General features: G+C 50.5%; 15 protein-coding genes. 7 read left to right on the top strand and 8 right to left on the bottom strand.

The window, feature by feature from the left end; translation table 11 throughout:
- Window positions 1-213: 213 nt before the first annotated feature.
- Window positions 214-579: a hypothetical protein gene (locus tag BRW63_RS13165; protein ID WP_219898471.1), complete on the top strand. Its 366-nt coding sequence runs from the start codon at window positions 214-216 to the stop codon at window positions 577-579.
- A gap of 47 nt (window positions 580-626) precedes the next feature.
- Here BRW63_RS13165 and BRW63_RS13160 read toward each other — a convergent pair whose 3' ends face one another.
- Window positions 627-968 (bottom strand): pyridoxamine 5'-phosphate oxidase family protein, encoded by a 342-nt coding sequence (locus BRW63_RS13160; protein WP_083582909.1) that lies wholly within the window; start codon window positions 966-968, stop codon window positions 627-629.
- Window positions 969-1,188: 220 nt separating this feature from the next.
- Between BRW63_RS13160 and BRW63_RS13155 the strand changes: the two genes are divergently transcribed.
- The 3 genes from BRW63_RS13155 to BRW63_RS13145 are packed head-to-tail and all read left to right on the top strand — an operon-like array spanning window position 1,189 to window position 3,218.
- Window positions 1,189-1,992, top strand: a complete 804-nt coding sequence (locus BRW63_RS13155) for an SAM-dependent methyltransferase (RefSeq protein WP_073071797.1) — start codon at window positions 1,189-1,191, stop codon at window positions 1,990-1,992.
- Window positions 1,993-2,027: 35 nt separating this feature from the next.
- Complete coding sequence (locus tag BRW63_RS13150; RefSeq protein ID WP_073071796.1) at window positions 2,028-2,354, top strand: cupin domain-containing protein; 327 nt, start codon at window positions 2,028-2,030, stop codon at window positions 2,352-2,354.
- Window positions 2,355-2,375: 21 nt separating this feature from the next.
- On the top strand, window positions 2,376-3,218 hold the full coding sequence (locus BRW63_RS13145) for a YwiC-like family protein (protein ID WP_083582907.1): 843 nt from the start codon (window positions 2,376-2,378) through the stop codon (window positions 3,216-3,218).
- On the opposite strand, the gene BRW63_RS13140 is transcribed toward BRW63_RS13145, so the two are convergent.
- The 4 genes from BRW63_RS13140 to BRW63_RS13125 form a co-directional block, all read right to left on the bottom strand.
- Window positions 3,201-3,920 (bottom strand): Crp/Fnr family transcriptional regulator, encoded by a 720-nt coding sequence (locus BRW63_RS13140; protein WP_073071794.1) that lies wholly within the window; start codon window positions 3,918-3,920, stop codon window positions 3,201-3,203. The genes BRW63_RS13145 and BRW63_RS13140 overlap by 18 nt on opposite strands.
- An 18-nt stretch (window positions 3,921-3,938) precedes the next feature.
- The gene (locus tag BRW63_RS13135; protein ID WP_073071792.1) at window positions 3,939-5,204 is read right to left on the bottom strand and encodes a glutamate-5-semialdehyde dehydrogenase; all 1,266 of its coding nucleotides are present in this window, start codon (window positions 5,202-5,204) and stop codon (window positions 3,939-3,941) included.
- Between the two features lie 4 nt (window positions 5,205-5,208).
- Complete coding sequence (locus BRW63_RS13130; RefSeq protein ID WP_073071790.1) at window positions 5,209-5,616, bottom strand: hypothetical protein; 408 nt, start codon at window positions 5,614-5,616, stop codon at window positions 5,209-5,211.
- Window positions 5,617-5,755: 139 nt separating this feature from the next.
- Window positions 5,756-7,336 carry a peptide ligase PGM1-related protein gene (locus tag BRW63_RS13125; protein WP_073071788.1) on the bottom strand — a complete coding sequence of 527 codons (1,581 nt, stop codon included), beginning with the start codon at window positions 7,334-7,336 and terminating at the stop codon, window positions 5,756-5,758.
- Between the two features lie 96 nt (window positions 7,337-7,432).
- On the opposite strand from BRW63_RS13125, the gene BRW63_RS13120 reads away from it, so the two are divergent.
- Complete coding sequence (locus tag BRW63_RS13120) at window positions 7,433-7,990, top strand: 5-formyltetrahydrofolate cyclo-ligase (protein WP_073071787.1); 558 nt, start codon at window positions 7,433-7,435, stop codon at window positions 7,988-7,990.
- Here BRW63_RS13120 and BRW63_RS13115 read toward each other — a convergent pair.
- Window positions 7,971-8,906, bottom strand: coding sequence for a phosphoribulokinase (locus BRW63_RS13115; RefSeq protein WP_073071785.1), 936 nt, complete (start codon window positions 8,904-8,906; stop codon window positions 7,971-7,973). The genes BRW63_RS13120 and BRW63_RS13115 overlap by 20 nt on opposite strands.
- Window positions 8,907-9,269: 363 nt before the next feature.
- Here BRW63_RS13115 and BRW63_RS13110 point away from each other — a divergent pair, with 363 nt between their 5' ends.
- A complete protein-coding gene (locus BRW63_RS13110) occupies window positions 9,270-10,007 on the top strand; it encodes a 2-phosphosulfolactate phosphatase family protein (RefSeq protein ID WP_073071783.1) in 738 nt (245 codons plus the stop codon).
- 72 nt (window positions 10,008-10,079) lie between these two features.
- Here BRW63_RS13110 and BRW63_RS13105 read toward each other — a convergent pair whose 3' ends face one another.
- Both BRW63_RS13105 and BRW63_RS28290 read right to left on the bottom strand, forming a co-directional pair.
- On the bottom strand, window positions 10,080-10,664 hold the full coding sequence (locus tag BRW63_RS13105) for a Uma2 family endonuclease (RefSeq protein WP_073071781.1): 585 nt from the start codon (window positions 10,662-10,664) through the stop codon (window positions 10,080-10,082).
- Between the two features lie 27 nt (window positions 10,665-10,691).
- The gene (locus BRW63_RS28290; protein WP_181314379.1) at window positions 10,692-10,841 is read right to left on the bottom strand and encodes a hypothetical protein; all 150 of its coding nucleotides are present in this window, start codon (window positions 10,839-10,841) and stop codon (window positions 10,692-10,694) included.
- A 12-nt stretch (window positions 10,842-10,853) separates the two neighbouring features.
- Between BRW63_RS28290 and BRW63_RS13100 the strand changes: the two genes are divergently transcribed.
- On the top strand, window positions 10,854-11,585 hold the full coding sequence (locus tag BRW63_RS13100; RefSeq protein ID WP_073071779.1) for a Uma2 family endonuclease: 732 nt from the start codon (window positions 10,854-10,856) through the stop codon (window positions 11,583-11,585).
- The last annotated feature ends 7 nt before the right edge of the window (window positions 11,586-11,592 follow it).

Genomic DNA, 11,592 nt, shown 5'->3' with positions numbered 1-11,592 from the left:
CTTCACTTGTGTCCCGGACTGACTTAACAATTGAGCGCTCATACTCACCCCTCTTGGTTGCATCACTGAGGTAATATCATGATTGAATGATTAAATCAAGTAGAGGTCGCACCCCAAACAACTTCTAAAATTGAGAACCTTGCCAAACTCTATTTAGACAGTGAGTCTGTTCAGATTTCTGACTCAACTCAGCAAGAACTATGCAACTGGCTAATGCAAGAGTTTCGGCAAACTCCCCTCAATCCTCAATTTTCTGATGACCTGCGCTACAAAAATGCTGCTGAGATGTTTGCTGATATTGAGCAAGGTCATCTTTGGGTTTCTGCCGAAGAGGGGTATGACAATTCGATCTATCCCAACCCGTTTTATGGGTTTGCGTTTCTGGTGATGCACGACTATGACCACTACATTACCCAAAGTGATTGGAGTCTAGAAGGAGAAATCACAGCTTACAAGGTAGCTGCGAGTCGTGTGCCCAGCTTAGAGATTCAAAAGATTCTCTACTCGCAAATTGTTCTTAGAGCAGCGGCTTACATTAAGCTAGGACACGCACCTGAAGCGAAAACCGTGTTTCCGTGATCGTTTGCCCATCAATCAGGGTGTTGACCAGCGCAAGATGGCACATGCTACGGTTTGATCTGGGTTGGATTGCGCTCCTTGATGAATTGCATTGCCCGATCGATATCCTGCTGCTCGGTGAGGCGATCGGCTCGACCGTTTACAATCACGCTGCGCCAATGAAGCGGATCGTGGATTTCTTCAATCTGTAGGCAGACTTCTGGATTCGTGTCGATGTCATGAGTCTTCATGCCTTCGGTCGTAAATAGGTAGATGGCTGGGTCGTCAAAATAATAATGCATTGGCATTACGTAGGGTTTTCCTTTGTGGATGCATCCAAGATGACCGTATCCTACCTGTTGCAGGAAGCCTTGAATTTCTCGTTGTCCCATTTCATCGATGTCTAACACTGTCCTTCTCTTTTGAAACTGTCGATACTTCGACTTTGCCAGAAATTTGCTGGGGTGAGTATGAGCTACCTCATAGTACTCAGGTCTAGAGCATGTCAATGTGAAGAAGTAGTCAAACCGAGGTCTGGGAGTTCGGCAAGGGGCTAACCCTGAGCGACCATCCTCTTTTCTGACTGCATTCGACCCAAGACCAGCTCGTTTCACCAGTGAGGTCAAGACCATGACTCAGACAAAGCTCAATTTTGAAACTGCGTCAGGACATCAGCTTTTAGCGGCTGCGGGTAAGAAAACATTGCGACCGGGCGGACGAGTTGCCACTGAGCAACTGTTTCAATGGGCAGGCTTTCAGCCGGGCGAAACGGTTCTAGAGTTGGCTTCTAGCTTTGGCGATAGCGCGATCGCGATCGCTCAACGCTACAACCTGCGGGTCGTTGGAATCGAGAAGAATCCTGACAGTGTTGTCCGTGCCCGCGCCAATGTTGCGGCGGCTGGGTTAAGCAATCAGATTCAAATCATCGAAGGCGATATCTTTCACCTTGATCGTTTGAGTGAACAGTTTGATTATGTATTAGCAGAAGCCATTCTGACGATGCAGTCACCGAGTGGGAAAGCAAAAATTCTGACGGGTGTTCACGATCGCCTCAAGCCGGGTGGAAAATTTCTTTCTCACGAGTTAGCGGTTCACGACCGAGAAGCCGAAATTCATCGCGCTTTAGCCGAGGCGATTCGCGTCAATTCGACACCCCTCTCAGAAGCGAATTGGATGGCTGCTTGTGAAACTGCTGGACTGACGGTGCAGCAGCACCACATGGGCGCAATGAATTTGTTAAATCCCCGGCGGATGTTGCAGGATGAAGGCACGATCGGCACCGCGAAAATTTTGTGGAACATCTTGACTCAGCCGCCCTTGCGAAAACGAGTGCTGGCAATGCGTCGCGTCTTTCAGCAATACCAGCAAGACTTGGGCTACATCGTCCTCTGCGCGGTTGCTTTGCAGTTCCCCGAAGGGGTAATCGCTCACTAGCAAAGAACACTTCACGTAATTTTTTAATAACAATCATGAATCCTACAACACCTATCACTTCTCTCGTAACTGATCTCAATGAACAGGCTGACTATCCTGAAACAGGAGTGCGGAACAAACCCTTACACAAAGATGAGCAGACCCAGCATAGCCTCATGTGTCTGGCAGCAGGAACGACGATCGCAGAACACACATCACCGCGCAATGTCACCGTAATGGTTGTGGCAGGGCAAGGAACTCTGACCTTAGAGGGACGCGAGATTCGTTTACAGCCGGGAGTCTTTATCATCATGCCTGCCAATGCACCCCATGCCTTACAGACGACGAATTCAACGCTGGCATTTTTGCACAGCAAGTGGTGAATTTAGCGACCCAATCAACCGATGACTGACTCAACCTCGACAACTTCAACCGCGATCGCAGCGAAAGCATCTAGTTCTGTGCGATCGCAGTGGTATCACCCCACATTTTCTCCTGAGCATGGGGTTTATGTGGTGCTGATGGTTTCCTTTTTGACCGGAGCCGCCGCCGCTCAAACTTGGACGGGGGCAACCACGTTAGCGCTGGTCTGTGCTTTCTGTGGATTTCAGGCAGAACATCCCCTAGTGTTGCAGATTAAGCAGCGCCGCAGTCTCAAACCTCGGTTCCTAGTGTGGGGCGGGTTGTATTTGAGTGTTGCACTGGCGATCGCGATCGCTCTCTATCTTCAGCATCCAATTTTGCTTTGGCTTTACTTGGGTGCGATCGCTGCCTTTTTGATCGATGCCACCGCTGTTTTCTATCGCGAACAGAAATCGATCGTCAACGAATTAGTCACCTTTGCGGCAGTCTGTCTCTCTGCACCTTTTGCCTATGCTGCAACTACGGGAACTCTTTCTAGCCTGGTTTTTGGCTTGTGGGCACTCAACACCTTGTTTTTTGGCAGCGCGATTTTCACCGTAAAATTGCGAAAATCGAAGACTAGTTCTCTCATACCGGGAGGAGTGTATCACGCGATCGCGTTGCTAATGGTTAGCGGACTTTATGGCTTTGGTATTTTGCCTCTGCTGAGTGCCTTGGCGGTGAGTGTCGTCTTGCTCAAGTTTGGGCTAATTGTTTGGCAGCAAGCGTGGTATCGCACGGCTCCAATTCAGACGGTTGCTCTAATAGAAACGTTGAGTGCGCTGAGTTTCTTGGCGATTGTTGCCCTTTCAGTTTTGCCAGCCCGCTTAACTGCCCTTCTGTGAATCAAGCAGAACTTCTATCCCTGAAGCCACTGCGCCTAATGCCTCCTCGTCCAAAATGGTCAGCTTGCCGCGCTGATAAGTCACGATCGCACCGATGCTTTTGAACAGTCGGACACACTCTTCGTAAGTAATGCCAATGCTGCGAGCGATTTGATAGTAAGGGAGCTTTGCCTTTAACTGCTGACCTGATGCACTGGGTATCGTTCCAAACTGCAAGGCAGAACGTTGAATGAATTGCGCCAGCCGCACAATCGCCCGTTCTGACACCAGACCGTGAACCGTTTCGTGGAGTTGTTGAATTCGCTGGTTTAACACTTGCATCATTTGCAGCGCGATGTCTGGATGGTGTTGAATCGCTTCTAGCAGTGGCGCTCGCTCAAGGGTCAAAACCCAACAATTGCTTTTAGCCGTCACGGTTGCAGGAGCGATGCCATTGCCCAGTAAGGCAGGAGCCGCAAAAAAATTGCCAGCCGACAGGGTGCGAAGGATGGTTTCTTTGCCTGTCGTTGCTGTTTTGGCAATTTGCAGCACACCTTCCGATAGCGCGTAGAGTTTTGCAGGTAAGCGATCGCCTTCGCCCATTACAGTCTCTCCCGGCTGGTAGTGCCGCACCTCGGTACAAGGCTGCAATCGTGCTAATTCGATCGATTTCAGATTGGCAAAGATCGCGATCGCCGTCAATTGCTCAAGGGTTGCTTGCATCGTTGATAGTCAACTTGTTTAAAACGGTCCGGTTCCCTGAACGATGTGCTTAGTTGTGGTGAGCGTTTCCAGACTGATTAGCCCTCTACGATGCCCTTTTTGATTGGACATTCCTAAAAAGATGGCATCGCCTCGTTTGGGGTTGCGATAAAAACGGGGAGACGCATTGATATAGGTCGAAGCGCTATTGACCCCCAAAGCGAATTCTCGACTTTCTTGATAAGACTCGGTGGCTAAACAATCGGCGTGACCGCTGCTGTAGTGATTAATCCAGTCAATGGCAGCGCTCTGGTCGTCGGCTGTTCTAAACGCGACAATGCGATCGAGATAGGCCTGGTTCCATTCAGAGTCTTCAGCGAGGCGTAATTCTGGGAACTCAGCCACTAGACGAGCATCGCCCCGAATTTCAAATCCCTTCTCTCTTAAACTGCCCCAGAGCATCCTCAGAGAGGAGGGATTTTGCTGAGGGTGAATCAAGACCTTCTCGATCGCGTTGACTGGATCAGGCTCACTCATGTGACTGTCAAGAACCATCCAGCGAACCATCTCTAAACTGCCAGAAGGTGACCAAGACAGATAGCAGTTACCCATCGCAGACTTCAACACAGGTGCCGTAGACTGGCGCACCACCTGTTGAATCAAGCTTGGTCGCCCATAAGGGATGACCAGATTTAAGTGGCGGTCTTGAGTGATCAAATCTCGAATCGATGCCCCTTGATCGGCAGGAAGTGACTGTAAACAGTCCAGCGGCAATCCGGCATCTTCAATGGCAAACTGAAGCGCTTGGGCAACGGCTGCATTTGAGTGACTTGCCTCACTTCCGCCTTTGAGAATCAAACTATTGCCTGTCTTAATGCACAGACCTGCGGCGATCGCGCCCAAATCTGGAAACGCTTCATAGACCAGCGCAATCACGCCTAAAGGCATCAACTGAGAATAAGTTTGGCACTGGTCTACCTGAAAGTTTGCGGTCATCACACGCCCGATCGGGTCGGGCAACTCGCTGAGATGCTGCAAAATCTGAATCGTGTTTTGAATTCGTTCTGGCGTTAGTTTGAGCCATTCGAGCAGCAGTTCTGGAACCGCCATTTCGCGGCTCATTTCTAGATCTAGGGTGTTGGCTTCTAGAATGTCGTCTTGATGGCTTTTTAAAGCTTTTGCCATCGCCTGCACTGCCCGACTGCGAACTGTGCCCTTAGCCGTTGAGATCTCTAAGGACGATTGGTAGGCATTGCGAACGGCGATCAGAGGGTCGAGTGGAGGGCTAGAAGGTTGGGGGGTCATGGCGCTAACGGCGATAAGCTAACCAGACCATGAGCGCAGGCAACACTGCCAAAAGCAGCGCCACGATCGCCCAAAGGATGATGCTGCCACCCGTGCCAGAATTGAGCGCCACAGGTAGCCAAATGCTTAACAAAACGAGCAGAATGCCCAAGGCTAGAGGCAAATAGCTATCGCCTAGACCGGGATGAACCACATTCCACTGGTGCCCAGTCCAGCGCCACGATCGTTTATAGGGATAAGTGGTCGCAAGCTGCTCAATGACGTAGCCCCCTTCTTCGACCACAAAAATCTGCTGACAGCGACTACAGCCAAACGCTTCGGTCAGGGTAATCGGGGTCAAGCGTCCGCGACGACGACAAGGACAGGGATAATCGCTATTTAATTCGATCTTGTGGGCTTTTGGGGATTGCACAAGCGACGAGGGGCACAAGAATTTTTTAATCAATTGGGGTGAACGAGATCACCGATCCTGTTGCGAATTTTATCATCCTCTCTCTGGGTATCGACCGTAACTTAAGAATCAGTTGCGATTTGCCGCACGAGGCAGATTTTTAGTAGCCACTGTTCCAGTGCATTGCCAGGTTGTGGGCTGAGTGGTCGGGTTTGGTTTCTTCGTCGATCGCCCGCACCACTCGCCGATAAATCTCTTCGGCTTGCTGGGGTGAGTTGCCAATGCTGGTTAAGCCGAGTTTGCCAAATTCTGACAGGCACCCCATCAAATGAAAGACTGTGCCCGTCTCGGTGCTGGTGTCAAAGTGAAGCTGATGATAGGCGATGATGTCCATCAAGTCGTTAGGTAATAAGCCTCGATAATGCTCTCTTTGCAGGTTGTCGGTTGCTTTGTAATATTTGGCGCGCCCCTGCTGGCTATAAAATAGCCCACTGGCGAGATCATAGCGCCCGTTAGTGAGAAATTTTAGCGTCATAAATGGGTGAGTGGTGCCCCCTTTGCGGAGGTTGATCTCGATCGCTTGAAACTCCCATTCCCCACTATCGGGGTGACGAGCAGCGACAAAATCTAACCCAAACCGTTCTAACACGCCCTTCTCTGCTAGCTTTTTGCCGACTCGCAAGCCTAAGTCTTGGAGCCGCAATCGATAGGCTTCATCTGCGGGAAAGCAACAACCAAGGTAGATTTGACCATTGGGGCCGCCGAGAATTTGGTCATGGGTTGAGAGAATTTCGACTTCTCCCAGGGGATTGACCCGCCCCTGAACACTGGGCGATCGCTTTTCGTCTCCTTCAATAAACGCCTCTGCGATCGCGCCCAATTCTGGAATGCGACTGCCATAATTTTCCCAGGTTTCAGCTTTTGACTCGAAGTGAAGCGCCTGAAATTGGTCGAGAATGGTCGTCACGCGCTGGCTATGAGTTGCCGAGCCGGGGGCAATTTCTGCAAGCGGACGCAGATCTAGCAGGGCGTTGCCTTCTCCCGAAAATCCTTCATTTAGTTTAATGACGACGCGCTTTAAATCGGGTTGCCGTTCCCAGAGTTCGGCGGTGGCGATCGCCAGATCTTTAACGTTGTGGACGAGAAGACTGCCATCGGGATGAGGAACTCTACTTTCGGTAAAAATTTGGCGACTGCCGCTTTTAGTGCCCCACTCCAGCAAACCGGGATCAAGGGCAAATAATGGAATGTCTAGCTCGACTGATAAATCTCGCTCCAGAGTCGTGGAGTTATAGCAAATCATGTAAGCCCGATCGCGATCGATTGCCTGACGAATTCGCTCTATGAGTCGAGGACGCTCAAGAATTTTCTGACTCAAAGGCTTGGTCGAACTGTCGTAGGTCGAGAGCAACAACAGACGATCGCGGGCATGAGAAAAAGGAATTCCGGGTAGGAGTTGCAGATAATAATCGATCACGCTGGGGTGAAGCGGCTGTGACGTGATATAGATCAGCCGCGTCCGAGGGTTTCTCAACCGAATCAGAGAAAACAGCAGCCGTTCTTCATAGTGTGAAAAGCCCTCAATCTTCAGGAGTTCTCGCTGGTCGATGCTGATCGAGGGAATGACGACAATATCAGCATCGCTAATGTCAAACTCGTCTGATTTGCGCCAGCGATCGCGCAATTCGTCTTGAAGATGCTGAAATTTCGCGATCGGAGCCTCTAGATTGAGCGTGTTCATGCCGACTATCTCCCGCATAAGATGGGATATGAGCGATCATACAGATTGAATTATGATTCGCAATACGTGCTGAAGGAAGAAAGTTAAATGGGTGGAATGGCGAAGCCAGAATTGCGCCGATCGCTCTTAGCAAAACGGCGATCGCTTTCACTCAAAGAATGGCAGCAAAAGAGTCAGCAGCTTTGTCACCATTTAAACGCTTTATCGATCGTTCAGCAATCAAATACAATTCTGGCTTACTTTAGCTTTAGACAGGAACCTGATCTCAGGGCACTCTTTTCGCTCGATAAAACCTGGGGCTTTCCGCGCTGTGTCGGGTCGTCTTTGTCGTGGCATACTCTATCGGTTCCGCCACAGATTGGCGCTTATGGCATCGTTGAACCGCATTGTGACAGTCCAATTGTGGAACCCGATCGCGTTGATTTGATTTTGGTTCCCTGCGTGGCCTGCGATCGACGAGGTTATCGTTTGGGCTATGGAGGCGGATTTTACGATCGTCTCCTCAGCGCCCCAGAGTGGCAGGGCAAACGCACGATCGGAGTCGTCTTTGAGTTTGCAGTCGTTTCTGAGTTCGCGATCGATCCCTGGGATCAGCCCTTGCAAGGAATTTGCACTGAACGAGAATACCTTGCCATTAGTGCGTCGTTGCTTTGAGCATGTGGTAGACAATCAAGAGCTGCGTCAGCGCCAACGGATAGCTTTGAATAATTTCTCCCGTCGTTCCGGCAACTCTGCCGATCTCTGGGTTCATCTCTCGATTGCAGACGTTTAATAAGTGCGGCGCTTCGCTACAGATAAACTTTTCTAGCTCTCGCACCTGCTCGTTGGTGGCGTGTCCGTCAATCTCTAACACATCGACGGGTTTGCCCATATCTCGCTCAAGCCCTAATCGAATCGCGGGAGGCGGATTTGGATTAGACGGCGTAATGACTTGGCTTAAGTCAGGATGCGGGATCGTCGGACGCAAAACCAAGCGCACATTTAAGTGTCCATTCATTTCCTGCAACTGATCATCGGGTGGATAAAAGCTGACTACTATATCTGCCCACGATCGCTGCGGTCGAATATATTGATCCGAATCGGGTTCGCGCTTCTGCAACTCTGCGAGAACCTGTTCGGCACTATAGCCCCGCTTTTGCGTATCGCGTTTGACTTTCCACTGAGTTCGCAGTGGCTCAGGCGGTGCCAGATAAACCTTGACATCATAGCAATCTCGCACGCCACGCGTTGAGTAGCCCAACAGCCCTTCAACGATCAAAAACTGGCTCGGCTTAATATATTTCGGTGCCTCGAAGGTGCCTGTTTTGTGACTGTAAACTGGTTTGAGAATTGGCTGCCCCGTTCTGAGTAGGGACAGGTGCTGCTGCATGATGTCGAGATGATTGCAGTCGGGGTGCAAGGCAGTGATGCCTAACTCTGCCCGTTGAGTGCGATCGTAGCGGTGATAATCATCGGTGCAGATTACGGTGACGTTTTCTTCCCCCAACACCTGGGCAATTCCTTTTGTCAAGGTGGTCTTTCCTGCTGCGCTATCGCCAACAATGCCAAGAATGATGGGGCGTTGCGTCATGAAGTCCTCCCGTGCAGATTTTTAAACCAGTTCAACGACCAGCGCTGGTCTAATTTTAGGGAGGAATGTCAGGGGAAGCAATGTTAGTTAGCAAATCGTCGTAAGCTCTATGTCCCTATACTCAGGTGAGCGTTGAAATCTAAGACGGTCTGACGAATCATTGCAATACGCCAGTCTGTGTTCTCTCCATTGCTTTAACTCTATAGAAGACCTAAAGAAATCGTGATCTTTCAAACACAAGCATCCGCTATTCTGATATCTTAGCGACTCTATTAGGGCTGAATTAACCCGCTCAGGGTCTCTGCTCAACGTCAAGAGTTGTTATCCCGATCGCTACACCAGCCGCTTGCAAGTCATCCCCCTATGAAAATTTTTCTCTATCACACGCCTGAGTTAACGCCTGTTCAGAATGTTGCCGATTGCGCGATCGCCATTGACGTGCTGAGGGCAACGACTACGATCGTGAAGGCGCTATCAGTGGGTGCAGAAGCGGTTCAGGTGTTTAGTGATCTTGACAAGCTGATGCAAGAAAGTGCAGCGTGGGCACCCGAAAAGCGGCTCAGAGCTGGAGAGCGAGGCGGCGGTAAAGTGGCAGGCTATGACCTGGGCAATTCGCCGTTAGACTGCACTTCAGAACGAATGCACGATCGGCGCTTATTTATGAGCACGACCAATGGCACTCGCGCGTTAGAAATCGTTCAGGCATCTCCGAGTGTGTTGGCGGCAGCGCTAATTAATCGCCGGGCTGTCGTAGATTATGTGTTGAGCCAGCGTCCTGAAACGGTTTGGATTGTTGGTGCAGGCTGGGAAGGATCGTTTGCGCTTGAAGATACGGTGTGTGCGGGTGCGATCGCTCACAGTCTTTTAGCAGGCTTAAACTGCACTTTGGAAGAACTTGCCGGAAATGATGAATTGGCCGCAGCCGTCGCTCTTTATGAGCAGTGGAAAGATAATTTGCTGGGACTCTTTCATCTCGCGAGTCACGGTAAGCGATTGCTGCGTCTCGATTGCCACGACGATCTCAAATACTGCGCCCAAACTGACGTGCTGGATGTCTTGCCGATTCAGCGCGAAATTGGCGTGTTGGTCAGGAACCGCTAATCAGATGGAGACTTACTACGATCGGGCAGCGCAATTCTGTAGGAAACGCTTCGCCTGAATTGCGGTAATTTCTCACGCTCTCCCAATCTGTCGGAAGAACCTTTGCACCAAACATCGAAATCCGGGCAGGAGCGGAGAGGTGATTTCATCTTGAGCAGATTGAATCGTTACCTGTTTGAGGATGCGATTTTGTTGACGATAGACTTCGACTTCTTGAAGTTCTCGGTTGACGATCCAATATTCTTCAACGCCTTGTATGGAATAGAGTTTTAGTTTGGCTTCTCGGTCTCGTCGCTCATTGGTTGCGCCTGGAGACAAAACTTCGATGATCAGTTCGGGTGCGCCTGTAAGGTGTCCGGCAGCATCCATGAAGCGATCGAGCCGATTGACACTAATCCAGATTAGATCTGGGATCACGTTATCGGCTTCGGTAAAGATTAGTCCAGGAGCGGGAATGGCTTCTCCTAGTCCAGTCTCTTCTGACCAATCTTGGAGTTCGGTGCAGATGTTCCGAATCACGGATTGGTGTCTGAAGTGCGGCGCTCTCGTCACAAACAGTTCTCCATCAATAATTTCGTAGCGCTTCCACTCGTCGTTGGAGAGCAGTTCGAGATCGGAGGTCGTCCACCGGACTTTTTCTGGGACGGTTTGACTCATGATGTGTCTCCGTGACCGTTGTCGCTTCTATTGTCGCTTGTTTTTAGGGATTGGGACGATTTGCGAACCTATCGCCGCTTGAGAGTCAGCCATATGAGAAGACTGAACGCGCTTCTTGCGAGCTTGCAGAGCGATCGCACCATCAAGCTCGTAAAATGAAAAATAACGCTCGTTCATGAGGAAATTTCCATGACGATAGCTCAGTCAACCTCCTTCGTGGTCACTTGGGAAAAGCTTCCCGATGACTATCCCCTACCTGACGACCCTGTGGATAATCGGACTCAACCCGCCCTCGCCGCCGCTCTCACAGAAAGCCTCGCCGCCAACGATCGACTTGGCACTGCCGCGACTACAACCAACTATGCAATTTGCGCCACGATCGACAGCAAAATGGTCGTCAAAGCTCCCGACTGGAGTCTGATCCCGGCGATTCGTGTCCCGCTTCAACAAGTAGAACGCAGCTACACGCCACGACTTGACGGAGATGAACTTGCCATCGTCATGGAATTTCTATCCGAGACTCCAGGCACCGAATATTCGAGCAAACCCAGCTACCCGCCAGGGAAATGGTTCTTCTATGAACGAGTCCTTCGCGTTCCTAGCTATGTGATCTTCGAGCCAGAATCTGCCGCGTTGGAAGTCTATCACCTCGATCGTGCAGGCTTATATGAGCCACAGTTTCCCAACTCCGAACAGCGCTACTGGGTTCCTGAAGTGCAACTATTTTTAGGAGTTTGGCAAGGCACAAGGCAAGATCGGACGGGAAATTGGTTATGCTGGTGGACTGAATCAGGAGAGTTACTGCTGTGGGGATCTGAGCAGGCAGACGAAGAACGGCAGCGGGCAAACGAAGAACGGCAGCGATCGCAGCGTCTAGCCGAAAAGTTACGCGAATTAGGAGTCGATCCTGAAGATTTGTGAGGCGCGA

Source organism: Phormidesmis priestleyi ULC007, assembly GCF_001895925.1.
GTDB classification, from domain to species: domain Bacteria; phylum Cyanobacteriota; class Cyanobacteriia; order Leptolyngbyales; family Leptolyngbyaceae; genus Phormidesmis_A; species Phormidesmis_A priestleyi_A.
Note: the sequence above shows the minus strand (reverse complement) of the source record. Positions and strands in the feature narration are given on the sequence as shown.